The organism is Reyranella sp., assembly GCF_050185545.1.
Lineage (GTDB): Bacteria > Pseudomonadota > Alphaproteobacteria > Reyranellales > Reyranellaceae > Reyranella.
In genome coordinates this window covers 14493-37636 of sequence record NZ_JBFWZI010000007.1, presented here as the reverse complement: position 1 = coordinate 37636, position 23144 = coordinate 14493, and the positions used below count along the sequence as shown (strand labels likewise).

The window sequence follows — 23144 nt, the reverse complement described above, 5'->3', positions numbered from 1 at the left end:
ACCCATGCGCCTCTCCGTCCACCATGCCACCCGCTTCAAGTTCGACCAGCCGTCCGGCCATTCCATCCACGATGTCCGCCTGACCCCCAAGCCCGCGACCGGGCAGCGCATCGTGTCGTGGCGCATCGAGGGACCGGGCAAGCGCTCGGAGTGGCTCGACGGCCACAACAACCAGGTGACGACCTTCTCGGTGGCGCAGCAGCACGATGCCGTCGAGATCGTGGTCCACGGTGTCTACGAATACAGCGGCGCCGACCATTGGCTGCGCTACGCCGAGGTGCCGACCCTGCCGGCGCCGTTCTGGCTGCGCAATTCGCCGCTCGCCACGCCGGATGCGAGCTTCGACCCGCTGGTCGAGGGTCTGCGCGAGGGGGCTGCCGACCCGGCGGAGCGCGTCGCCGTGCTGCACGAGGTGATGGGCCGCATCGGCAAGCGCATGACCTACGGCACAGGCGCCTCGACCGTCGACACGACCGCCACCGAGGCGTTGGCTCGCGGCGTCGGCGTGGCGCAGGACGAGACGCACATCTTCATCGCCTGCTGCCGGCACCTCGGCGTGCCGGCGCGCTACGTCAGCGGCTACCTGCGCAACGACGATCCCGAGTTGCATGTCGGACGCACCAGCCATTCGTGGGCCGAAGCCTGGGTCCCGGGCCTAGACTGGGTCGGCTTCGACCCGGCCAACGGCATCAGCCCGCGTGGCGACAGCCTTCGCGTCGCGGTCGGTCTCGACTACCGCGACGCCGCCCCGGTGAGCGGCCGGCGCATCGGTTTCGGCGAGGCGACGATGACGGTGGATGCGACGATCAAGGTGATCGATTGAGAACTCATCTCCTCTCCGGCTCTGGCCGGGGAGGTGTCGCCGTCATGTGGCGACGGAGGGGTCAAGAGTCTTGGACCGCGGGCGTCCCGCCCGCGCAGCGACCGCCTCATGATCGGGCGGGGCGCCCCCGGGCCGCATGTTTCATGACCCCGCCGTCGCCGCATGCCGGCGGCACCTCCCCAACTTCGTTGGGGAGGATTAGAGCCGGTACGGGACGAGCGTATTAGAAATAGCTCTCGCCCGGTTCCCTTTCCTTGCAGAGCCCGCGCGTCGTCAGTATTTTCGCGCGCCTTTTCAAACGCCTGAAAGGAGGCGCCGCGTTATGGCTTTCATTGCCGACCGTCTCAGCCGCATCAAGCCCTCTCCGACCAATGCCGCGCAAGGCAAGTTCCTGGAGATGAAAGCGGCGGGCAAGGACGTGATCGGCCTGGCCGCCGGCGAGCCCGATTTCCCGACTCCCGACCACATCAAGGAGGCGGCGATCAAGGCGATCCGCGAGAACGACACCCGCTACACCGCGGTGCCCGGCACGCCGGCCCTGCGCCAGGCGATCTGCGCCAAGATGAAGCGCGACCACGGCCTCGACTACAAGCCCGCCCAGACCGTCGTCACCTCGGGCGGCAAGCAGATCATCTTCAACGCCATGCTGGCGACCCTCAATCCGGGCGACGAGGTGATCATCCCGGCGCCCTACTGGGTATCCTACCCGGAGATGGTCCTGTTCGGCGACGGCACGCCGGTGATCGTCGACTGCCCCGAGTCGAAGGGCTTCAAGCTGCAGCCCGAGGATCTCGAGCGGGCGATCACGCTCAAGACCAAGTGGCTGATCCTGAACTCGCCCAGCAACCCGACCGGCGCCGCCTATACGCGCGCCGACCTGCGCGCGCTGTGCGACGTGCTGCTGCGCCATCCGCACGTTTGGGTGTTGACCGACGACATGTACGAGAAGCTGGTCTACGACGACTTCGTCTTCTCGACGCCCGCCGAGGTCGAGCCCAGGCTGTACGACCGCACGCTGACCATGAACGGCGTGTCCAAGGCCTACAACATGACGGGCTGGCGCATCGGCTACGCCGCCGGCCCGCAGAAGCTGATCGAGGCGATGACCACCGTGCAGTCACAGAGCACGAGCAACGCCAGCTCGATCAGCCAGGCGGCCTCGGTCGCGGCGTTGAACGGACCGACCGACTTCATTCCGAAGAACGTCGCGGTGTTCAAGCAGCGCCGCGACCTGATCGTCTCGATGCTGAACCAGGCCAAGGGCCTGCGCTGCGCCCGGCCGGAAGGCGCCTTCTACGTCTATCCGTCGTGCGCCGGCGTGATCGGCAAGACGACGCCCGACGGCAAGAAGATCGAGAACGACACGGATTTCGTGGGCTATCTGCTGGAGTCCGAAGGACTGTCCGTCGTCCAGGGATCGGCCTTCGGCATGGGTCCGGCGTTCCGCATCTCCTATGCCACCGCGACCGAGCTTCTCGAGGAAGCCGGCCGCCGCATCCAGCGCGCCTGCGGCGCCCTGACCTGATACGACCTCGCTCGGGGCCAATCAGAGGTCCCTCGCGGCGCCAGGAACGACAGGCTCTCCCGTCGGTTCGGACGCTGGCGGGGGACCTTTTTCTTGACAGCAATCCTGGCGCACGACCACGATTTCGTCGGGGAAGTCAGCCAAGACGGCGCTGACCGAAACGGCGAGGCGGCGATGGTGAGCGTGGTGGCCGTTGCCCGGCGTGCGGGCGTGTCGCCGGCCACAGTATCGCGGGTACTGGGCGGCCGCGTGCCGGTCACTGCCGAGACCCGGGTCCGCGTCCTAGACGCGATCGAGGAACTGGGCTATCGACCCAATGAGGTGGCGCGCACCCTGCGGGCAGGACGCGGTCGCTCCCTCGCGCTGGTGATCGCCGACATCCAACAGGGCATCAACGCTGTGCTCGCCAAGAACATGCAGCGCATGCTCGAATTGCAAGGCCTCGACCTGCTGCTCTTCGATCTCGATCATCGCCAGGACCGGTTGCGTGACATCCTGGAGCGGGCACCCTCGCTCGGCCTGCGCGGGCTGTTGCTGTCTTCGCCGCACATCATGGACATGACGCCCCTGCTGCCGGCGCTCCGCACATCCGTCGAGCGCGGCATCGAGGTTTTCTCCGTCAGCCAGGATCTCAGTGCTCTCGGAATAACCTCGGTGGTGCACGACGATGCGGGCGGCGCACGCATCGCGGTCGCGCATCTGTTGGCGAGGCAAAGCGCACCGATAGCGTTCGTCGGCCGCGTCTCCACGTCGGCGATCGGACGCGCCCGCTTCGATGGCTATCGCCACGCCCTTCGAGAGCACGGTCAACCGGTCGACCCGTCGCTGGTGTGGGACATCTCGGAAGGGTTTCGCGCCGATGCGGGGTATCGCGCGACATCCGAGGCGCTCGACCGTGGTCTGCGGTTCCGGTCTGTGCTGGCGGCAAGCGACGAGTTGGCGCTGGGCTGCATGGCGGCGGCGGCCGACCGCGGTCTGTCGATCCCGGCCGACATCGCCTTCATCGGCTTCGGCGGGCTGGGCCTCGGTGGCTTCGTGCGGCCGCCGATCACGGCGGTGTTCCTCGACGTCGACGCGCAGACGCGCACCGTCTGCTCCCTTCTCGGAGCGGGTCGGAGCAGCGCAGGGTCGACGCAATGCCACCTCATTCCGACACAGTTCGTCCGACGCCAGTCGGCCTAGAGCCCATCCGGGCAACGGAAGAAACCGGCCGTTACCTTGGAATTCCTCGAACGGGAGGTCATAGCCGCCGCAGCGCAGCAATTGCGCGCCGCCGCATTGACTCGCCGTAACGGGAATGAAACGATTTCCGCGACAAGGCTTCGCTCCGGCCGACAGTTCCGTAGCGACCACCGTCCGGAGCTTTCAGGCGCGGGCACACGCGCGCGAAGGAGGACGTTGTCATGAACGATATCAAATCCGAGCCGATCACCGGAGGCAGACCAGGCAGCGGCGCGCACCGCGTGGTTGCGTTGTGCGGGCCGTATCTCTCGGGCAAGACCAGCCTCCTCGAAAGCATCCTCTATGCCACGGGCGCCATCGGCCGGCGCGGTTCGACGCGCGCCGGCACCTCGATCGGCGACGGCGCCGCCGAATCGCGCAAGCGCGGCATGGGCACCGAAATCAATGTCGCCTCGGTCGAGTATCTGGGCGACCAGTGGACTTTCCTCGACGCTCCCGGGTCGATCGAGTTCCAGCATGACGCTTTTGCGGCGCTCTCAGTGTGCGACGCGGCGGTGCTGGTCTGCGAGCCCGCGCCCGATCGGCTCGTGGCGCTGACGCCGCTGCTGAAATACATCGAGGATCGCCGCATCCCGCACGTGATCTTCGTCAACAAGATAGACTCGGCGGAAGTCCGCGTGCGCGACATGCTGGCGGCGCTGCAGGCGGTTTCGGCGCGCAAGCTCGTGCTGCGGCAGGTCCCGATCCGGCGCCCGACGGGCGACGGCGGCGACGAGACGGTCGGTTACGTCGATCTGGTGAGCGAGCGCGCCTACCGCTACAAGACGAGCGGCGCCTCGGACCTGATCGAGATGCCGGCCGAGATCCTGCCGCGCGAAACCGAGGCTCGGCGCGAGATGCTCGAGGCGCTTTCGGAATTCGACGACACGCTGCTCGAGCAGCTGATCGAGGATATCGCGCCGGAGAAGTCGCTGATCTACCGCGACATGCACGACGAGTTCGGCGCCGATCAGATCGCGCCCGTGCTGCTGGGCGCCGGCGATCGCGAGAACGGCGTGCGGCGGCTGCTGAAGGCGTTGCGCCACGATACGCCCTTTGTCGACGTCACGGCGCAGCGCCGCCTCCTGCCGTCGGACGGTGGACCGGCCGTGGAGTGCTTCAAGGTTCTGCACCAAGCCCATGCCGGCAAGCTGTCGCTCTGCCGCGTCTGGTCGGGCAGCCTGAACGAGGGTCAGACCGTCGGCGGTCAACGCGTCGGCACCCTGCTGCGCCCGTTCGGCCAGCGCCTCGACAAGATACCGACGGCCCGCGCCGGCGAAATCGTGGCGCTCGCCAAGGTCGATGCCCTGGCCGCCGGCCAGACCCTGTCGGGAGCCGGCATCGCCGCGACGGAGGATTTTCCGGCTGCCGAAGCTCCGGTATTCGCGCTGTCCATGGTCGCCAAGAACCGCAATGACGAAGTCAAGATGTCTGGTGCCTTGCACAAGATCGTCGAGGAGGACCCGTCGCTTTCCTTCGAGCCGCGCGCCGAGACGCACGAGCTCCTGATCAAGGGTCAGGGCGAGATGCATCTCAAGGTGGCAATCGACAAGCTGGCGGGCCGCTACAATGTCGCGGTCGACACGACGACGCCGCGGGTCGCCTACCGCGAAACGATCCAGGGCGGCACCCAGCAGCATGCCCGCTACAAGCGCCAGACCGGCGGCCACGGCCAGTTCGCCGACATCAAGGTCGAGGTCAAGCCATTGCCGCGCGGCTCGGGCTTCCGCTTCGTCGACAAGATCGTGGGTGGCGTGGTGCCGCGCAACTTCATTCCGGCGGTCGAGGAAGGCCTGATCGACTACCTCAAGGAAGGCCCGCTGGGCCAGCCGGTGGTCGATCTCGAGGTGACGCTGTTCGACGGCCAGTTCCACGCCGTCGACAGCTCGGAAATGTCGTTCAAGATGGCGGCGCGAATCGCCATGACCGAGGCGATGCCGAAGTGCCGGCCAGTCCTGCTCGAGCCCATTCTCAAGGTCACGGTCTCGGCTCCCAGCGAGGCGACGCCACGCATCCAGCGCCTGATCTCCGGCCGGCGCGGCCAGCTCCTGGGCTTCGACGCCCGGCCGGGCTGGAACGGCTGGGACGAGGTCACCGCCCTGATGCCGGAAGCCGAAATCGCCGACATGATCGTCGAGATCCGTTCGGTGACCCAGGGCGTCGGCACCTTCCGCACCGAGTTCGACCATCTGCAGGAGCTGGTCGGGCGGACTGCCGAGCGCATCGTCGAGGAGACCAAGAAACGCGCGGCCGCATAGATGGTCACAAGGCGGTGAGGCTGGTCTCTCCAGCTTCACCGCCCTCCTCCCTGCCGACATACTCCGCCCGTGGAATGGATCCACGGGAGCATACGGAGATGTTCAACAGACGATCCGTGATGATGGGAGGCCTTGCGACGGTCGCCGCATCGTCATTGACTGGTGTCGCGCTGGCCCAGGCGGGCAAACCGACACTGGTGTTCGTCGGCCACGAGCTTTGAGGCGGCTGCAAGATCTGGCGCGCCCAGTCCGAGCCCGTCTTCCTGAAGTCCGATGCGATCAACAAACTCGACTACAAAGTCGTCTACCCAGCCAACCAGTCCCTAATCACAAAGGAAGAGTCATGGCCCGCCGACGCGAAATGGGTGATGGCCGCTTTCCTGGCAAGTGACGAAGGCAAGTCACGTCCCGACGCCACGCCGCGCTTCATCCTGGCCCAGAACGACAAGATCATCCTCGCCGTCACCGGCAACGCCGGCTGGAAGGAGAAGATGTGGCCGAAGATCCAGGAGGTCACCGGCACCAGCGCGTGATTCCGCTCTCCTCCCCGGCTCTGCCGGGGAGGTGTCCGCGTCTTCGCGGACCTGCCTTCGCCGAAGCGAAGCCGCTTCGGCTTCGCGCAGGCAGGCGAAGGGGTCATGGTCTTCCGGACCGCGGGCGTCTCGCCCGCTCATGATGCTCTTGATCATGAGCGGGCGAGACGCCCGCGGTCCACTTGAGGATGATTCACGACCCCGCCGTCGCCGTATGACGGCGACACCTCCCCAGCTGCGCTGAGGAGGAAAATGAGGGCGCCTTTTCCTGACGCCGCGCCTGCATCATAGTGACCCTGTGGAGCGTTGCTCCATCAGGAGGCTGCAATGGCCAACGAGCTTTTCCGCCGCCAGCTCGCGAGCTACGCGGCGGTGCACCGCGATTGGCGCAACAAGGCGACCCACTTCGTGGGCATCCCGGTCATCGTCTTCTCGCTGATGCTGGCGCTGTCGCTGTGGCGCTTCGAGGTCCTCGGGCGGGAATGGACGGGCTCGCTTCTGGTCTCGCTCCTCGCGGTGCTGGGCTGGCTGGCGCTCGATCTCGGTGTCGGCATCGTGATGGGCCTGATCATGGTGGTCGCCTGGTACGCCGCCGAGGCGTTGGCCGCGGCGCTCGGGTCTCCGCCGGCGGTGTGGACGGCCTTCCTCGTGCTGTTCGTCGGTGGCTGGGTGCTGCAGTTCGTCGGCCATTTCTACGAGGGCAAGCGGCCGGCGCTGATCGACAATCTCTTCCAGGCCTTCATCGGCCCGATGTTCCTGGTCGCCGAGACCATGGTGATGATGGGCCAGCGCAGCGACCTCGCCGAGGCCATGGGCGAAGGCCCGTCGATGAACCGGACGTAACGGCCGAGTGAGCAGGGTTGATTTGCCGCGCCCTGCCCTTCGGCCCTATGTCGAGGCAAAGGAGCTTTTTCGATGCTGATCAGGCGCAGGCGAGGCTGGGAACTGGGCGAAAATCGGGCGACCCCGGAAGGGCTATACCTGAGACGCCGCGAATTGGTGAGCGCCATGGGTCTCGGCGCCGCGGCGTTCGCCCTGCCCGTCGTCGCGTCGGCCCAGGACAAGGATCCGTCGGCCCGCCTCTATCCGGCAAAGCGCAACGACAGGTACGGCGTGCCCACGCCGATGACCGACGAGAAGCGCGCCACCACCTACAACAACTTCTACGAATTCGGCACCGACAAAAGCATCTGGCGCGACGCCCAGAAGCTCGAGGTTCGTCCGTGGACGATCAAGGTGGGCGGCATGGTCGAGAAGCCGTTCGAGATCGGCATCGACGACCTGCTGGCCAAGATGCCGCTCGAGGAGCGCGTCTATCGCCATCGCTGCGTCGAGACGTGGTCGATGATCGTGCCGTGGAGCGGCTTTGCCATGCGTTCCCTGGTCGAGCTGTGCAAGCCTACCGGCAGCGCCAAGTTCGTCGTGATGAAGACACTCTCCAGGCCGTCGGTCATGCGCGAGCAGCGCGACCTGCTTTATCCCTGGCCCTATACCGAGGGCCTGGCGATGGACGAAGCGATGCACGACCTGACGTTCATCGCCACCGGCCTCTACGGCAAGCCGATCCACAAGCAGAACGGCGCTCCGCTGCGTCTCGTCGCGCCCTGGAAGTACGGCTTCAAGAACGTGAAGTCGATCGTCAGCATCGACTTCACCGACAAGCGGCCGGTCTCGTTCTGGGAGAAGCTGCAGTCGAGCGAGTACGGCTTCTGGGCCAACGTGAACCCGCAGGTGCCGCATCCGCGCTGGAGCCAGGCGACCGAGAAGCCGTTGGGCAGCGACCAGCGCATCCCTACCCTGCTCTACAACGGTTACGCCGAGTTCGTCGCCGGGCTGTACACCGACCGCAAAGCGGAAAAGCTCTTCATGTAGCCTCTTTGCCTCCCTGCGCCGGGCCGCGCTACAACGGGCGCCGATCACCCGACCCAGGGAGGATTTTTGGTGAGTATCAATCGCCGCGCGACGCTGGCAGGCATCGCCGGTCTGACGGCGGCGCCGTTCATTCGGCCGTCTTCGGCCGCCGCCCAGGCTTTCCCGAGCAAGCCGATCAAGATCGTCGTGCCGTTCGCTGCCGGCAGCGCCACCGATCTGACGGCGCGCGGCCTCGGCGCCAAGCTGCAGGAGATCCTGAAGCAGCCTGTCGTCATCGACGACAAGCCCGGCGCGAGCGGCCAGCTCGGCGCCTCGGCGGTCGCGACGGCGCCGGCCGACGGCTACACGCTGCTGATGGGCACCAACACGACCAATGCCGCCAACCCCGCCCTGTTCAAGAAGCTCAGCTACGACCCGGCGAAGGATTTCGCGCCGATCGCGCGCTGCGTCACAGGCGTCAATGCTCTGGTGGTCAACAACGAAGTGCCGGCCAAGACGGTCGCCGAGCTGATCGACTACGCCAAGAAGAATCCCGGCAAGCTCAACTACGCCGAGGCGAGCGCCTCGCAGCGCCTGTCGGCCGAGATGTTCAATCAGATGGCTGGCGTGAAGATCGAACGCGTGCCCTACAAGGCAAGCCCGCAGGCGCTGGGCGACGTCGTCTCGGGGCAGGTCCAGGTGATGTTTCCCGACCTGCCGCAGGCGCTGACCCAGATCGCGGCTGGCAAGGTGCGTGGGCTCGGAACCACCGGTACGAAGCGGACCACGGTCGCCCCCGACCTGCCGGCCATCGCCGAGATGGTGCCGGGGTACTCGCTGGTCTATTGGCTCGCCGTGTTCGCACCGGCAGCCACGCCCAAGCCGATCCAGCAGGCCCTCTACGAGGCCATCGCCGAGGCGCTCAAGGATCCGGCGACGGGCAAGGCGATGACACAGGGGCGCATGGAAATTTCGCCGCTCGGCCTCGACGCCTTCGCCGCCTACGTCAAGACGGAGACCGAATGGTGGGGCAAGGCGATCAAGGCGGCCGGCATCGAGCCCGAATAGCGTAAAGGGGGAACGCCATGAGCAAAGTCATCATCGAGAAGGACGGCCCGATCAAGACCGTCTGGATGAACCGGCCGGAGAAGCGCAATGCGCTCGACAGCGAATTGCTGAAAGAGATGATCGCTGCCTTGCAGGCGCCGGTCGCGGCCGACGACCGCGTCGTGGTGATCCGCGGCAAGGGCAACGTGTTCTGCGCCGGCCTCGACATGGCCGAGCGCAGCAAGTCGGCTGGCGCCGGCGAGGCGAGCGGCATCGAGGTCATGCTGCGCGCCATCGAGCTCTGCCCATTGCCGGTCGTCGCCGTCGTGCAGGGCGACGCCATCGCCGGCGGCAACGAGCTGGCGCTGCATTGCGACCTGGTCGTCGCCAGCGACAAGGCGCGCTTCGGCATGTCGCTCGCCCAGGTCGGCCTCGCGCCCAACTGGTTCCTGGCGAAGAAGCTGATGGAGGTGCTGGGCCCGGTGACGACGCGCGAGATGCTGCTGCTCGGCGATCCCCTGCCCTCGACCAAGCTGCACGGGCTCGGCCTGATCGCGCGCTGCGTGCCGGCCGATGCTCTCGAAGCCGAGGCGAAGAAGGTGATCGACCGGCTGGCGGCCAACGCGCCGTTGTCGCTCAAGGCCATGAAGGCTCTCACCGTGCGCCAGCTCGAGTTCCGCGATTCGATCAAGCACGACGACATCGATGCGCTCGTCCGGGCGGCGATGCAGAGCCAGGACGCCCAGGAAGGCATGAAGGCCCGACTGGAGAAGCGCACGGCCAGGTTCCAGGGCAAGTAGCGTGGCAATCCGGCTCCGCCTCGACAAGCCGTGGCGGCCGCTGACGGCGCAGGAGGCCGCCCGCCTGCCCGGCCAGCTCGGCGTCTACCAGGTGGCCGACGCCCACGGCACGATCCTCTACATCGGCCAGGCCGGGGCGCGTTCGCCCTTCGGCCTGCGCAGCGAGCTGCAGCGCGAGCTGAAAGAGCGCGGCGACGGATACCAGTTCCGCGTCGAGGTGAACATGCAGTACCGCACGCGCTGGTTCGAGCTCCTGATGGTGCACAAGGCCGATCACGGCGGCCTGCCCGTCGACAACGCCAAGAATCCGCCGCCCCTGGGGCGGCTCAGCCCGGCCTGAGGAAGCGTCCATGGATTTCGAGCCCAGTTCAGAACAGCAGATGCTGATCGACCAGGTCCGCAGGTACGTGCGCGAGGAGATCATCCCGCTCGAGGCCAAGCTCGACCCGGACGCGGCCGAGCTGCCAACCGAGGATCACGCGCGGCTGGTCGAGAAGACCAAGGCCATGGGCCTCTTCGGCATCGATATTCCCAAGGAGTTCGGCGGTCCCGACATCGACATCGTCACGCGCGTGCTGCTGGCGATCGAGATGGCGCAGCATCGCGCCGGCCTGTACGTGCCGTGCTACGGCACGTTCGGCGGCGCTGGCCTCGCCCAGATCTTCGAGGCCAACGAGGACCAGAAGGAGCGCTATCTCTATCCGACGCTGCGCGGCGAGAAGAAGCCGTTCTTCGGCCTGACCGAGCCCTCGGGCGGCAGCGATCCGGCGCGGGCGATCCAGACGCGGGCCGAGCGCAAGGACAATGGCTGGGTGCTGAACGGCGCCAAGATCTTCATCTCCGGCGCCGATCGTGCGCAGTACGGCATCGTGTTCGCGCGCACCGACGCCTCGAAGGGCCGCGGCGGCATCACCTGCTTCATCGTCGACGCCGACACGCCGGGCTTCCACGTACGCCGCGTCGTCCACACGCTGCGCTCGTCGAGCTACGCCACCGAGCTCGAGTTCAAGGACTGCTGGGTGTCCGATCACCAGATCCTGGGCGAGGTCAACAAGGGCTTCGCCGTCGCCAACGACCGCCTGACGCGCCAGCGCATCCCCTACGCCGCGGGCTGCATCGGCATCGCCATCGCCGCCCACGAGATGGCGATCGAATGGGCGAAGATGCGCTCGACCTTCGGCGAGAAGCTGGCCAACCGCCAAGCCATCCAGTGGATGCTGGTCGACAACGAGATCGACATCCGCACCGCCCGCCACTTCACCCTGGAAGCCGCCGAGAAGGCGCGGCGCGGCCTGCCCTTCCGCACCGAGGCGGCGATCGCCAAGCTTACCGCCTCGGAAGGCGGCGGTCGCGTCGTCGACCGTGCCATGCAGATCCATGGCGGCATGGGCATGACCAAGGACCTGCCGCTGGAACGCTGGTACCGCGAGATGCGCATCCGCCGTGTCGGCGAGGGACCGAGCGAGGTGCAGCGCATGGTCATCGCCCGCGAGATCCTCGGCAGCAACTTGCGATGACCCGACCGCCCTCTTCCCGTCCATTGGAGGGCATCAAGGTCGTCGAGTTCGGGCAGAACCTGGCCGGCCCCTACTGTGGACAGATTCTCGCGTTCCTCGGCGCCGAGGTGATCAAGGTCGAGCGGCCGGAGGGCGACGACGCGCGCAAATGGGGCCCGCCCTTTCTGGAGGGCGACGCGCTGGGCTTCATCGCCCTCAACCGCGGCAAGAGATCGATCACCTGCGATCTTGCCGACAAGGCCGAGCGCGAAGCGCTGATCGAGCGCATCGGCGCCGCCGACGTGTTCGTCCACAACCTCCGGGCCGACGTTCCGGGCAAGTTCGGCATCGACGGCCCCACGCTTACCAAACGCTTTCCGCGGCTGATCTACGCCGATCTCGGCGCGTTCGGCCATACCGGCCCGTGGAAGGAGCGGCCGGGCTACGAGCCGATCATCCAGGCCGTCGCCGGCCTGATCTCGCTGAACGGCGACCCGTCGGGGCCGGAAGCGCGCATCGGCGTCTCGATCATCGACCTGTCGACCGGCATGTGGACGGCGATCGGCGTGCTCGCGGCCATCACTCGCCGCGCCTCGACGGGCCAAGGCAGCCTGGTCAACACCTCGCTGTTCGAGAGCGGGCTGATGTGGGCCTCCAACCACGTCGCCTCCTACTCGGTCACCGGCAGGATGGCGCCGCGCCAGGGCACCGGCCATCCCTCGTTGACGCCCTATCAGGCGTTCGAGTGCAGCGACGGGCCGCTGATGATCTGTCCAGGCAACGACCGCCTGTGGCGCAAGTTCGCCGAGGCGCTGGGTCATCCGGAATGGCCGGACGAGGCGCGCTTCAGGACCAATGTCGAGCGCATGCAGCATCGCGAGCTGCTGCTTGGCATGATCGCCGACATCATGAAGAGGGAGACTCGCGCCCACTGGTCCGAGCGACTCGATGCGCTGGGCGTGCCCAACGGGCCGCTCAACACCGTGCCGCAGGTGCTCGACCTCGCCCAGGTGGCCGCCCTCGGCATGTTCGCCCAGCCCTATGCCGGCAGCCCGGCGCTGTTCCACGGCCTGCCCATCAGCTTCGACGGCGAGCGCGCCGGCGGAACCGAGGTCGCGCCGAAGATCGGACAGGACAACGGCAAGGTCTGAGAGATCGAATCATGCTCTTCCGGACCGCGGGCGTCTCGCCCGTTCATGAATCATGATGATTCATGAGCGGGCGAGTCGCCCGCGGTCCGGAAGAGGAGAACCTCAGCCGGCGAAGCTCAGGCAGTATTCGCGCACGCGCTCCAGGGGGATGCGGGCGTGGCTCTGGACGATGATGAACTTGCCGCCGGGGTCGCTGCCGTTGGGCAGCTTGACCAGGCGCTCGAAATCGTCCGCACCCCAGACACACGACTGCTCGGAGAACAGGTGCACGTCGGCGGCGTAACAGGTGTTCCATTCGACATGATAGTCGAACAGGTTGCCTTTCAGTTCGGCCACGCTGGTGTAGAGCGAATACTCGGTCCACGGCACGCCGACGGGGCGGCGCACCTTCCACGACATGAGAGGCAGCAGACTTCCCAATGTGTCGTGGCGCAGGTGCTCGAGTGCCTGCTCGGCGAGATCGGCATGCAGCAGGTTCGGCGTCACCGAGAGACCGTGGCCCTTGGCGTCGTACGTCGTGCCGACCACGTCCGTCACGTTGCGCCACCATTCGTGGTGGCGCTTGGGCTCCCAGCGCGACAGTCCCCTGCCATCCTGAATGAAGGTCATGGCATCGAAATCGCCGACGCAGCATACGTCGGAGTCGAGGGTCAGATAGCCTTTGAAGCCCATCAGCGCGGGCACCCGCAGCTTGACGATCTGCTGCCGGTACCAGCCGGTCATGAGGTAGAAGCCGCTGAGCGGCGAGAAGAAGTCGCTTTCGGGCCGCACCGACACGTCGATATTGGGAAAGCGCGGCAGACTCGTCCGCAGCAGGTCGGCATCCCATCGCGGCGAAACGATCAAGAGCTCGAACGGCTTGCTGTCCCGCCAATGCTTGGCGAGCGACTCGATCAGGAGACCCGCGCGCTCCAGATCGCCCCGGCGCGTAATCTTGCGTAGAGCGAGGGGCAGAATGGCTTGGCGAACCTCTGAAAACATCGAACCTTGTCTTTAAGGTGAACGATACATATGGCAACAGGGGGCTGCCACATCAATTGCTGGCGGCGATCCACCGATCGACATACCAGCGGCAGAACGTCCCAAGTGTCGCCGGCTTGTCTGCGCACACGGCCTGCCGAAACGAGCCGCTCCGACACAACGGCTGCTTTCGGATAACTTGTTGAAAAGACAGACATCCTGAAGAGTATGCCCAGTGCGCGGCGCGTTCCGGGCAGAGCGTTCGCCGTCCGCGATGCGGACAGTGCGGGAACGCGCTCTCCCTGCCGCCTGGATTGCGGGGCCGTCGACGCCCGGAAATGACAAAGCAGTGCCAACTCGAATCGGTCGCTTGCGGAGCAAGGGTCGGAGGTGCCGGACCTCACGCTGTTGCACAACCCCGCAAACACAGGTGAAGTCACGAGCGACGGAATGGGCGTGATCGACATGGACGAGTGCAAAGCAAGCCCCGATGGACCTTGAACAGGTTTCGATGCCAGCGACGCAGGACCGCAGCTGGACCAATCGAGCGATCGACCTGCTGCAGGGAGACCGCCGACGGTCGGCCGACACGCATCTGCTCAAACCCGTCTTCAAGGGCCTGGCGGGGTTGTCGATCTATCTCAAGGACGAATCGACTCATCCGACCGGCAGCCTGAAGCACAGGTTGGCGCACTCGCTGTTCCTCTACGGCATCTGCAATGGCTACATCGGCGCCGGCACGACCGTGGTCGAGGCCTCTTCCGGGTCGACAGCAGTAAGCGAGGCCTATTTCGCCCAACTTCTTGGCCTGCCCTTCATCGCCGTCATGACGCGCTCAACCAGCCGGACCAAGGTCGAAGCCATCGAGCGGTTCGGGGGACGCTGTCATTTCGTCGAGGCGCCCGGCGAGGTCTACGAGGCCGCGGCGCGGGTCGCCCGCGAGACCGGCGGCCACTACCTCGACCAGTTCACCAATGCCGAGCGGGCGACCGACTGGCGTGGCAACAACAACATTGCCGAGAGCATCTTCAACCAGATGGCAGCGGAGGTGCATCCGGTGCCGGACTGGATCGTCATGAGCGCCGGGACCGGCGGCACGTCGGCCACCATCGGGCGCTACATTCGCTATCGCAACCTGGCGACACGGCTGTGCGTCGCCGACGTCGAGCACTCGGCCTTCTACGACGCCTATGTCAGCGGCGACAGGTCCGTTACATGTTCCACACCGTCGCGTATCGAGGGGGTCGGCCGGCCGCGGGTCGAGCCGTCCTTCATTCCCGGCGCGATCGACCACATGATGCGTGTTCCGGACTCAGCCTCCATCGCCGCGGCACATGTGCTGTCGGAACGGCTGTTCCGCCGTGTCGGCGGCTCGACGGGCACGAACTTCTATGGATTGTGCCGCCTCGCAGCGGGCATGCTCCGCGAACGTTGCAAGGGGTCGCTGGTGACCCTGATCTGCGACAGCGGCGAGCGCTATGCCTCGACCTATTTCGATTCCGATTGGCTGCGCGAGCACAAGATCGACATCACGCCGTACAGGTCCAGGATCGAGCGCTTCCTCGACAGCGGCACGCTGGAGTAGCTCCATCCGCCGCGTGTCGAGCCAAGGCGCTTACCTCCAATGCCCTGATATGATTGACAAAAAAATGCCGGGCCCGAGGGCCCGGCGAAGTCAAACAGGGAGGCTTCACGTCTGGGAGACGTGGGATCATGAGGATCCCGAGTTTCGAACGCGATCGGCCAAAGCCATCCGCTCCGAAAACCTGACCTAAACCTAGTCCTCTGCAGCGCTATTGCTAGGGGGCGATTTCCGATCACTGGCATGCGATCGCTGCATGCCTTTCATCAACTATGCAATCCCGCACATCTCGCCGTCAAAAGCGCGTCTCGGCGACCTTGCGCAACAGGAAGTCCCGAAAGACCGCGATTCGCTTCGAGTGCCGCAGCTCCTCCGGATAGGTGAAGTAGACATCGGTCGTCCGCACGTTCAAGTCGGGCAGCAGCATCTCGATCTTGGTCGATTCGCGCGCCAGGTAGTCGGGCAACGAGGCGATGCCGAGGCCTGACTCCACGGCGCGAAAGATGCCATACACATTGTTGACGCGCAGCACGACTACCCGACCTGAGGGGTCGACGTGCCCCTCCTTCAACAGCCAGTTGACGTCCGGCGCAGGCGCGCGGGCATCCTCGCCGAAGATGATCAGGCGATGCCGGTCGAGCTCGTCGATGGTCGACGGCTTGCCGTACTTCTGGATGTAGCCGTGCGAGGCATAGACGTGGCTGCGCACGGTGAGCAGGTGGCGCTGCACGAGGCCCGGCTGGCGCGGCATCACCATGCGGATCGCGACGTCGGCTTCGCGCATCCCGAGATCGAGCTCGTTGTCCGACAGCACCAGGCTGACGTCGATTTCGGGGTACATGGTGATGAAGTCGTGCATCTGCGCCGTCAGCCACGTCGAGCCGAAGCCGACCGTGGTCGTGACCTTGAGGCGCCCTGCCGGCTTGTCCTGGTTCGCACGCAGCAGGGCCTCGGCCGTATTCACCTTGGAGGCCATGTCGCGGGCCGTGCGGTACAGGAGCTCGCCCTGCTCGGTCAGGATCAGGCCGCGCGCGTGGCGATGGAACAGCATGACGCCGAGCTGCTCCTCGAGGGCGCCGATCTGGCGCGAGATCGCCGACTGGCTGAGCTTCAGCGTCTCTCCGGCGTGGGTGAAACTTCCGGCATCGGCCACGGCCTGGAAGATCCGCAGCTTGTCCCAATCCATGACGTTCGCCTCCCGTGCGCGGCCGGCTACTCCGCCGCTTGCGCAAGACGCGCTTCCTGGCGCGCCAGCCACTTTTCCGCTTCGAGGGCGGCCATGCAGCCCGTCCCGGCCGCCGTCACGGCCTGGCGGAATATTTTGTCCTGCACGTCGCCCGCCGCGTAGACGCCTTCGACATCGGTCGCCGTCGAGTCGGGCTTGGTGATCAGATAGCCCTCGCTGTCCATGGCGAGCTTGCCCTTGAACAGCTCGGTGTTGGGCGAATGGCCAATGGCGATGAACACGCCATCGACTTTCAGCTCGGTATAGACACCCGTCTTGACGTTACGCACGCGCACGCCCTGGACCAGCGGCGCCGGCCTGGTCTCCCCGACAATCTCCTCCAGCGTGTGATCCCACAGTACGGTGACCTTGGGATTGCGGAACAGCCGCTCCTGCAGGATCTTCTCCGCGCGAAAGGAATCGCGGCGATGGACGATCGTCACCTTCGAAGCATGATGGGTGAGGTAGAGGGCTTCCTCGACCGCAGTGTTGCCGCCGCCGACGACCACGACCTCCTTGCCGCGGAAGAAGAATCCGTCGCACGTCGCACAGGCCGAGACTCCGCCACCGCGAAACGCCTCCTCGCTGGGCAGGCCGAGCCACTTGGCCGTGGCGCCCGTCGAGATGATCATGGCGTCCGCCTCGTAGCGATCACCTGAATCACCCAGGCAGACGAATGGCCTGCGGTTCAGGTCGACGTCGACGATGGTGTCGAAGAACAGCGCTGTGCCGACATGCTCGGCCTGCTTCTGCATCTGCTCCATCAGCCACGGACCCTGGATCACGTCGGCGAAGCCCGGATAGTTCTCGACATCGGTCGTGATGGTGAGCTGGCCGCCGGGCTGGATGCCCTGGACCAGCATGGGCTTCAGGCTTGCACGCGCCGCGTAGATGGCCGCGGTGTATCCCGCTGGTCCCGACCCCAGAATGAGCACCTTGCCCCGATGAGTTGCCGCCATGTCCTATCCGCATCCCATAAACCGCATATCTTTGACATATATGCAAACCTCGGCCGACGTGCACGACCCTTCTGAAGGTGCCGACGCAATTGTTCACAGATGTCCGCGCTCTCTCCGCAACTTTATTGCGCAAATGGCATGGTTCTGGCATACGACCGCGGCTCAAGGAGGAAACTGAATGGCTCGCGCAAAGCTCGATCGTGTCGACCGGCGCATACTGAACGATCTGCAATCGAACGGCCGCATGACCAATGTCGAGCTGGCAGAACGCGCCGGAATATCGGCACCGCCCTGCCTGCGTCGCGTGCGGGCGCTCGAGCGCGCCTCGGTCATCAAGGGTTACCACGCCGAGCTGAGCGCCGAAGCCCTGGGCTACAGCGTGGCAGTGTTCGCCCTGGTCGGCCTGAACAGCCAGGCCGAGACGGACCTCAAGGCGTTCGAGGAGCTGATGGCAACCTGGGACGAGGTTCGCGAATGCCACATGCTGGCGGGCGAGGCCGACTTCCTGCTGAAGATCGTCGCCGAAACTTGGGACGAGTATCAGAAGTTCCTGACCACCCGCCTGACCTCGGCACCCAACGTGAGCCACGTAAAGTCGATGATGGTGTTTCGCACTGCCAAGCAGCTGCCCGGCGTTCCGATCTCGATCGACTAGAAGCCCTCACATGGACGGAAGCCTTGCACCCGACGTCACGCTGGATCGCCTGCACGAGATTGCCGGCGCCTTTGCCCTCCGCGACGTCGATGCGATCGTGAGCTGCTTCGCCGACGACGGCGAGTTTCGCAACGCACGCGGACCCCATCACTGGGGAGAGAGCTTCAAGGGAAAGGCGGCGATCCGCAGCTATTTCGAGCCGCTGTTCGCCGCCAGCAGCGACGTGAGCTGGCGGCACACGAGTGAGTTCATCTGCGGCAACCGCGCCGTCACCGAGTGGCACCGCACCGCCACCCTGGTCTCAGGCGAGCGCCAGGAATGGCTGGGCTGCGACCTTTACACTTTCCGCCGCGGCCTCATCGTCATGAAGGACACGTTCATCAAGGTGGTGGTGAAGTAGTCCAAGGTCTCAATGCTCTTCCGGACCGCGAGCGTCTCGCTCGCTCATATGACTTGAGCGAGCGAGATGCTCGCGGTCCGGAAGAGCATGAATTCCGTTGCGGGAAACGCTGTGAATAGATACACGGCGTTACCGTAATCGCGGAGGCCTTCATGGCAAACCTCCTTCGATCGGCCCGGCTGCTGGTGTCGGATCTGGCTTCGACAATTCTGTTCCTGGTCGTTCTGCTCGCCACCAAGGACCTGATCCTGGCCGTCACCCTCGGCGTCGGTTTGGGTGTTCTGCAGATCAGCTGGTTGCTGGTGCGCCGCCAGAAGATCGACGCCATGCAGTGGCTGAGCCTCGGCCTCGTCGTCGTCTCGGGCGTGGCGACGCTGCTGACCAGCGACGCCCGCTTCGTCATGCTGAAGCCGAGCGTCATCTACTGCATTGTCGGCGCCTACATGCTGCGTCCCGGCTGGATGAACCGCTATCTGCCGCCGGTTGCCGTCCAGACGGTTTCAGACATCGCCTACATCTACGGCTTCGTCTGGTCCGGTCTGATGTTCGGCTCGGCGGTGCTCAATATCGTGCTTGCCCTGACGCTCGATCCGGTCGCATGGTCGGCCGCGATGTCGATCTGGGGTATCGCGAGCAAGGTCGTCCTGTTCCTGATTCAGTACGCCACGATGAGGATGATCGGCGTCCGGCGCGGGCGCACCGCCGCGATTGCATCTCCCTGATCTGATGGCATGGCTGGGAATGCGTGAGCGCGCCTTCATGCTCTTCCGGACCGCGAGCGTCCTCGCTCGCTCTTCCACCATGTGCGAGCGAGGACGCTCGCGGTCCGGAAGAGCATGAAGCGGCTACCTACTTGAACTGGACGCCGACCACTTCGTAGGAGCGCGCGCCCCGCGGCGTCTGGACCTCGACGGTGTCGCCCACCGACTTGCCGATCAGCGCCCGTCCGATCGGCGAGGTCACCGAGATCCGGCCCTTGGCGAGATCGGCCTCGTAGGGACCGACGATCTGGTACTTGACCTTCTCCTCGGTGTCCTCGTCGGCCAGCTTCACGGTGGCGCCGAACTTGACGGTCTTGCCTGACAGCTTGCTGAAGTCGATCACATCGGCGCGCGAGATGATGTCCTCGACCTCCGCAATGCGACCCTCGATGAAGCCCTGGCGCTCGCGCGCAGCGGTATATTCGGCATTCTCCGAAAGATCGCCGTGCTCGCGCGCAGCTGCGATCGCCTTGATGATCGCCGGGCGCTCGAAACTCTTCAGCTGCTTCAGTTCGTCCTCGAGGCCCTTCAGCCCCTCGGCCGTCATCGGAACCCGTTCCATCAGATAATCGTCCTCAATCAAATGCGCGCCGTCAACGGCCAACGCAGGCCCCTGGTGGGCCGAACTCTGGGGGATGGGAGGCTAGAAAGCCGTCTTGAAGTAGGCTTGCAGGGGCGCCACGTCCAGTGCCCCGGCCTTGAGCGCGGCGATGCCCTCGACCGACGCCTTGGCGCCCGCAACCGTCGTATAATACGCGATCTTGTGCATCAGGGCGGTTCGCCGCAGCAGGAAGCTGTCGGTCAACGCGCCGGCACCGTCGACGGTATTGAACACGAGCTGGACCCGGCCGTCCTTCATCTGGTCGACGATGTGCGGCCGCCCCTCCAGCACCTTGTTGACCCGCTGCGCCTCGATGCCATGCCGCCGCAGGTACTCGGCCGTGCCGCCGGTTGCGATCACACGGAAGCCGAGCTCGACCAAGCGTTTCACCGGACGCACCATGGCCTGCTTGTCGGAGTCCTTGACCGACACGAAGACCACGCCGTCGACCGGCACCTTGCTGCCGGCGCCGAGCTGCGATTTGGCGAAGGCCCGGCCGAAATTCGAATCGAGGCCCATTACCTCGCCGGTCGAGCGCATCTCGGGACCGAGGATGATGTCGACACCGGGAAAGCGCGCGAACGGGAACACGGCTTCCTTCACCGCGATATGCTTGCCGCGCGCCTTGCGGATGGCGAGCGACTTCAACGATTCGCCGGCCATCAGCCGGGCGGCGAACTTGGCGATCGGCTGGCCCGTCGCCTTGGCGACGAACGGGACGGTCCGGCTGGCCCGCGGATTGACCTCGAGGACGTAGACGTGCCCGTCCTTCACCGCATACTGCACGTTCATCAGGCCGACGACCTTGAGCGCCTTGGCAAGCGCCTCGGTCTGGCGCTCGATCTCGCCCAGGATCTTGGCCGGCAGCGAATAGGGTGGCAGCGAGCACGCCGAGTCGCCGGAATGGATGCCGGCTTCCTCGATGTGCTCCATGATGCCGGCGACGAACACGTTCTGCTCGCCATCGGCCAGCGCATCGACATCGACCTCGATGGCATCGCGCAGGTAGGAATCGATCAGCACCGGGTTGGCGCCCGACACCTTCACGGCATCGCGGGTATAGCGCTCCAGCCCCTCGCGATCGTAGACGATCTGCATCGCCCGGCCGCCCAGGACATAGGACGGGCGGATGACCACCGGGTATCCGATCTTTTCGGCGACGGCGATCGCCTCGTCCTGCGAGGTCGCCGTGCCGTTGTCGGGCTGGCTGAGCTTCAGCTGATGGATGAGCTTCTGGAAGCGCTCGCGATCCTCGGCCAGGTCGATGGCGTCCGGCGACGTGCCGAGAATCGGAATTCCAGCCGCCTCGAGCGGCTTGGCAAGCTTGAGCGGCGTCTGGCCGCCGAACTGCACGATCAGGCCCAGAAGCTCGCCGCGCCGGCGCTCGACCTCGACCAGCTCGATCACGTCCTCGGCCGTCAGCGGCTCGAAATACAGCCGGTCGGCCGTGTCGTAGTCGGTCGACACCGTCTCCGGATTGCAGTTGACCATGATGGTCTCATAGCCCGCCTCGCGCAGCGCGTAGACGGCATGGACACAGCAATAGTCGAACTCGATGCCCTGGCCGATGCGGTTGGGTCCGCCGCCCAGGATGATCACCTTGCGCCGATCGGTCGGCTCGGCCTCGCACTCGGCCGGGCGCAACCCGTCGCCCTCGTAGGCCGAATAGAGATAGGGCGTGCGCGAGGCGAACTCGGCGGCGCAGGTGTCGATGCGCTTGAATACCGGCCGCACGCCCAGCGCACGCCGCCGCTTGGCAACCTCGGCCGCCGACAGGCCCGTCAGCTCGGCCAGCCGATCGTCGGAGAAGCCCTTCTTCTTGAGGTCGATCAGGGCCTTGGCGTCATCGGGCAGGCCATGCTCGCGGATGACGGCCTCGGCCTTCACCAGCTCCTCGATCTGACGCAGGAACCACGGCTCGAACTTCGAGGCGTGCGCGATCTCCTCCGCCGACAGGCCGAAGCGGAAGGCCTGGGCGATCACCAGCACGCGGTCCGGCGTCGGCGTGGACAGCGCGCCGACGATCGCCGACTTGTCGGGGGCACCCTTGATCTCGATCTCGTTGAGGCCGGTCAGGCCAGTCTCCATCGAGCGCAGCGCCTTCTGCAGGGACTCCTGGAAGGTCCGGCCGATCGACATCGCCTCGCCGACGCTCTTCATCGAGGTGGTGAGCAGGGCTTCCGCGCCGGGGAACTTCTCGAAGGCGAAGCGCGGCATCTTGGTGACGACGTAGTCGATCGTCGGCTCGAACGAAGCCGGCGTGGTGCCGGTGATGTCGTTCAACAGCTCGTCCAGCGTGTAGCCGACGGCGAGCCGCGCCGCGACCTTGGCGATCGGAAAGCCGGTCGCCTTGGAGGCCAGGGCCGAGGAGCGCGACACGCGCGGGTTCATCTCGATCACCACCATGCGGCCGCTCGCCGGGTCGACGGCGAACTGCACGTTCGAACCGCCGGTATCGACGCCGATCTCGCGCAGGCACGCGATCGAGGCGTCGCGCATGATCTGGTATTCCTTGTCGGTGAGCGTCAGCGCCGGCGCGACGGTGATCGAATCGCCGGTGTGGATGCCCATCGGATCGACATTCTCGATCGAGCAGATGATGATGCAGTTGTCGCGGCGGTCGCGCACGACCTCCATCTCGTACTCTTTCCAGCCGAGCACCGATTCCTCGACCAGCACCTCGCCGACCGGCGAGGCGTCGATGCCGCCCTGGACGATCTCGAAGAACTCGTCGCGATTGTAGGCGATGCCGCCGCCCGTGCCGCCGAGCGTGAACGACGGCCGGATGATCGCCGGCAGGCCGACCCGGTCGAGCGCGCTCACCGCCTCCTCGCGGTTATGCACGACCTCGCTCTTCGGGCATTCCAGCCCGATCTTGACCATGGCCTCGCGGAACAGCAGGCGGTCCTCGGCCTTGTCGATCGCCGCGGCATTGGCGCCGATCAGCTCGACTCCGAGCTTCGCCAGGCGGCCATCGCGGTGCAGCGCCATCGCCGTGTTGAGCGCCGTCTGGCCGCCCATGGTCGGCAGGATGGCGTCCGGCCTCTCCTTCTCGATGATGCGCGCCACCATGTCGGGCGTGATCGGCTCGACATAGGTCGCATCGGCCAGACCGGGATCGGTCATGATCGTCGCCGGGTTGGAGTTCACCAGGATGACCCGGTAACCCTCGTCCTTCAGCGCCTTGCAGGCCTGGACACCGGAATAGTCGAACTCGCAGGCCTGGCCGATCACGATCGGGCCGGCGCCGATGACCAGGATGCTCTTGATATCTGTGCGCTTGGGCATGCCCCCGT

General features: G+C 65.8%; 22 protein-coding genes. 17 read left to right on the top strand and 5 right to left on the bottom strand.

The window, feature by feature from the left end; genetic code table 11:
• Positions 1-4: 4 nt before the first annotated feature.
• The 13 genes from AB7O82_RS03315 (at position 5) to AB7O82_RS03255 (ending at position 12705) form a co-directional block, all read left to right on the top strand.
• Positions 5-823 carry a transglutaminase family protein gene (locus AB7O82_RS03315; protein ID WP_428618644.1) on the top strand — a complete coding sequence of 273 codons (819 nt, stop codon included), beginning with the start codon at positions 5-7 and terminating at the stop codon, positions 821-823.
• Positions 824-1145: 322 nt separating this feature from the next.
• Positions 1146-2348 (top strand): pyridoxal phosphate-dependent aminotransferase, encoded by a 1203-nt coding sequence (locus tag AB7O82_RS03310; protein ID WP_428539572.1) that lies wholly within the window; start codon positions 1146-1148, stop codon positions 2346-2348.
• 93 nt (positions 2349-2441) lie between these two features.
• On the top strand, positions 2442-3530 hold the full coding sequence (locus tag AB7O82_RS03305; protein ID WP_428539569.1) for a LacI family DNA-binding transcriptional regulator: 1089 nt from the start codon (positions 2442-2444) through the stop codon (positions 3528-3530).
• 221 nt (positions 3531-3751) lie between these two features.
• Entirely contained in the window at positions 3752-5827 is a 2076-nt protein-coding gene (locus tag AB7O82_RS03300) for an elongation factor G (RefSeq protein WP_428539566.1), read from the top strand.
• A gap of 98 nt (positions 5828-5925) precedes the next feature.
• Positions 5926-6048 carry a hypothetical protein gene (locus tag AB7O82_RS03295; protein ID WP_395712547.1) on the top strand — a complete coding sequence of 41 codons (123 nt, stop codon included), beginning with the start codon at positions 5926-5928 and terminating at the stop codon, positions 6046-6048.
• 147 nt (positions 6049-6195) lie between these two features.
• The gene (locus AB7O82_RS03290) at positions 6196-6360 is read left to right on the top strand and encodes a hypothetical protein (protein ID WP_428539562.1); all 165 of its coding nucleotides are present in this window, start codon (positions 6196-6198) and stop codon (positions 6358-6360) included.
• Positions 6361-6687: 327 nt separating this feature from the next.
• Positions 6688-7203, top strand: coding sequence for a DUF962 domain-containing protein (locus AB7O82_RS03285; RefSeq protein WP_428539559.1), 516 nt, complete (start codon positions 6688-6690; stop codon positions 7201-7203).
• A 72-nt stretch (positions 7204-7275) separates the two neighbouring features.
• Complete coding sequence (gene msrP / locus AB7O82_RS03280; protein WP_428539556.1) at positions 7276-8232, top strand: protein-methionine-sulfoxide reductase catalytic subunit MsrP; 957 nt, start codon at positions 7276-7278, stop codon at positions 8230-8232.
• 69 nt (positions 8233-8301) lie between these two features.
• Positions 8302-9279, top strand: coding sequence for a Bug family tripartite tricarboxylate transporter substrate binding protein (locus tag AB7O82_RS03275; RefSeq protein WP_428539553.1), 978 nt, complete (start codon positions 8302-8304; stop codon positions 9277-9279).
• Positions 9280-9296: 17 nt separating this feature from the next.
• Positions 9297-10058, top strand: a complete 762-nt coding sequence (locus AB7O82_RS03270; protein ID WP_428539550.1) for an enoyl-CoA hydratase/isomerase family protein — start codon at positions 9297-9299, stop codon at positions 10056-10058.
• 1 nt (position 10059) lies between these two features.
• A complete protein-coding gene (locus tag AB7O82_RS03265) occupies positions 10060-10398 on the top strand; it encodes a DUF7508 domain-containing protein (protein ID WP_428539547.1) in 339 nt (112 codons plus the stop codon).
• 10 nt (positions 10399-10408) lie between these two features.
• Complete coding sequence (locus AB7O82_RS03260; protein ID WP_428539544.1) at positions 10409-11575, top strand: acyl-CoA dehydrogenase family protein; 1167 nt, start codon at positions 10409-10411, stop codon at positions 11573-11575.
• Complete coding sequence (locus tag AB7O82_RS03255; RefSeq protein ID WP_428539541.1) at positions 11572-12705, top strand: CaiB/BaiF CoA transferase family protein; 1134 nt, start codon at positions 11572-11574, stop codon at positions 12703-12705. Before AB7O82_RS03260 ends, AB7O82_RS03255 begins: the two co-directional genes overlap by 4 nt.
• Before the next feature lie 102 nt (positions 12706-12807).
• On the opposite strand, the gene AB7O82_RS03250 is transcribed toward AB7O82_RS03255, so the two are convergent.
• A complete protein-coding gene (locus AB7O82_RS03250) occupies positions 12808-13686 on the bottom strand; it encodes a DUF6492 family protein (protein ID WP_428539538.1) in 879 nt (292 codons plus the stop codon).
• Between the two features lie 490 nt (positions 13687-14176).
• On the opposite strand from AB7O82_RS03250, the gene AB7O82_RS03245 reads away from it, so the two are divergent.
• Positions 14177-15250 (top strand): PLP-dependent cysteine synthase family protein, encoded by a 1074-nt coding sequence (locus AB7O82_RS03245; protein ID WP_428539535.1) that lies wholly within the window; start codon positions 14177-14179, stop codon positions 15248-15250.
• A gap of 292 nt (positions 15251-15542) precedes the next feature.
• On the opposite strand, the gene AB7O82_RS03240 is transcribed toward AB7O82_RS03245, so the two are convergent.
• Positions 15543-16433: a LysR family transcriptional regulator gene (locus AB7O82_RS03240; protein ID WP_428539532.1), complete on the bottom strand. Its 891-nt coding sequence runs from the start codon at positions 16431-16433 to the stop codon at positions 15543-15545.
• A 26-nt stretch (positions 16434-16459) separates the two neighbouring features.
• Positions 16460-17431, bottom strand: a complete 972-nt coding sequence (gene trxB / locus AB7O82_RS03235; RefSeq protein WP_428539529.1) for a thioredoxin-disulfide reductase — start codon at positions 17429-17431, stop codon at positions 16460-16462.
• A 178-nt stretch (positions 17432-17609) separates the two neighbouring features.
• Here trxB and AB7O82_RS03230 point away from each other — a divergent pair, with 178 nt between their 5' ends.
• The 3 genes from AB7O82_RS03230 to AB7O82_RS03220 all read left to right on the top strand — a co-directional run bounded on the left by AB7O82_RS03230 (position 17610) and on the right by AB7O82_RS03220 (position 19208).
• Positions 17610-18086, top strand: a complete 477-nt coding sequence (locus AB7O82_RS03230; RefSeq protein ID WP_428539526.1) for an Lrp/AsnC family transcriptional regulator — start codon at positions 17610-17612, stop codon at positions 18084-18086.
• Between the two features lie 10 nt (positions 18087-18096).
• On the top strand, positions 18097-18486 hold the full coding sequence (locus tag AB7O82_RS03225) for a nuclear transport factor 2 family protein (RefSeq protein ID WP_428539523.1): 390 nt from the start codon (positions 18097-18099) through the stop codon (positions 18484-18486).
• Between the two features lie 152 nt (positions 18487-18638).
• On the top strand, positions 18639-19208 hold the full coding sequence (locus tag AB7O82_RS03220; protein ID WP_428539520.1) for an inner membrane-spanning protein YciB: 570 nt from the start codon (positions 18639-18641) through the stop codon (positions 19206-19208).
• Positions 19209-19335: 127 nt separating this feature from the next.
• Here AB7O82_RS03220 and greA read toward each other — a convergent pair whose 3' ends face one another.
• Positions 19336-19809: a transcription elongation factor GreA gene (gene greA, locus AB7O82_RS03215; protein WP_428539517.1), complete on the bottom strand. Its 474-nt coding sequence runs from the start codon at positions 19807-19809 to the stop codon at positions 19336-19338.
• 81 nt (positions 19810-19890) lie between these two features.
• On the bottom strand, positions 19891-23136 hold the full coding sequence (gene carB / locus AB7O82_RS03210) for a carbamoyl-phosphate synthase large subunit (RefSeq protein WP_428539514.1): 3246 nt from the start codon (positions 23134-23136) through the stop codon (positions 19891-19893).
• Between the last annotated feature and the right edge of the window lie 8 nt (positions 23137-23144).

Coding starts and splice junctions, on each gene's coding strand:
- AB7O82_RS03300 (WP_428539566.1), top strand. CDS start 3,752: ATGAACGATATCAAATCCGAGCCGATCACCGGAGGCAGACCAGGCAGC.
- AB7O82_RS03270 (WP_428539550.1), top strand. CDS start 9,297: ATGAGCAAAGTCATCATCGAGAAGGACGGCCCGATCAAGACCGTCTGG.
- AB7O82_RS03225 (WP_428539523.1), top strand. CDS start 18,097: ATGGACGGAAGCCTTGCACCCGACGTCACGCTGGATCGCCTGCACGAG.
- msrP (WP_428539556.1), top strand. CDS start 7,276: ATGCTGATCAGGCGCAGGCGAGGCTGGGAACTGGGCGAAAATCGGGCG.
- AB7O82_RS03250 (WP_428539538.1), bottom strand. CDS start 13,686: ATGTTTTCAGAGGTTCGCCAAGCCATTCTGCCCCTCGCTCTACGCAAG.
- AB7O82_RS03310 (WP_428539572.1), top strand. CDS start 1,146: ATGGCTTTCATTGCCGACCGTCTCAGCCGCATCAAGCCCTCTCCGACC.
- AB7O82_RS03240 (WP_428539532.1), bottom strand. CDS start 16,433: ATGGATTGGGACAAGCTGCGGATCTTCCAGGCCGTGGCCGATGCCGGA.
- AB7O82_RS03230 (WP_428539526.1), top strand. CDS start 17,610: ATGGCTCGCGCAAAGCTCGATCGTGTCGACCGGCGCATACTGAACGAT.
- AB7O82_RS03290 (WP_428539562.1), top strand. CDS start 6,196: ATGGCCGCTTTCCTGGCAAGTGACGAAGGCAAGTCACGTCCCGACGCC.
- AB7O82_RS03255 (WP_428539541.1), top strand. CDS start 11,572: ATGACCCGACCGCCCTCTTCCCGTCCATTGGAGGGCATCAAGGTCGTC.
- carB (WP_428539514.1), bottom strand. CDS start 23,136: ATGCCCAAGCGCACAGATATCAAGAGCATCCTGGTCATCGGCGCCGGC.
- AB7O82_RS03245 (WP_428539535.1), top strand. CDS start 14,177: ATGCCAGCGACGCAGGACCGCAGCTGGACCAATCGAGCGATCGACCTG.
- AB7O82_RS03315 (WP_428618644.1), top strand. CDS start 5: ATGCGCCTCTCCGTCCACCATGCCACCCGCTTCAAGTTCGACCAGCCG.
- AB7O82_RS03285 (WP_428539559.1), top strand. CDS start 6,688: ATGGCCAACGAGCTTTTCCGCCGCCAGCTCGCGAGCTACGCGGCGGTG.
- greA (WP_428539517.1), bottom strand. CDS start 19,809: ATGGAACGGGTTCCGATGACGGCCGAGGGGCTGAAGGGCCTCGAGGAC.
- AB7O82_RS03220 (WP_428539520.1), top strand. CDS start 18,639: ATGGCAAACCTCCTTCGATCGGCCCGGCTGCTGGTGTCGGATCTGGCT.
- AB7O82_RS03260 (WP_428539544.1), top strand. CDS start 10,409: ATGGATTTCGAGCCCAGTTCAGAACAGCAGATGCTGATCGACCAGGTC.
- trxB (WP_428539529.1), bottom strand. CDS start 17,431: ATGGCGGCAACTCATCGGGGCAAGGTGCTCATTCTGGGGTCGGGACCA.
- AB7O82_RS03295 (WP_395712547.1), top strand. CDS start 5,926: ATGTTCAACAGACGATCCGTGATGATGGGAGGCCTTGCGACGGTCGCC.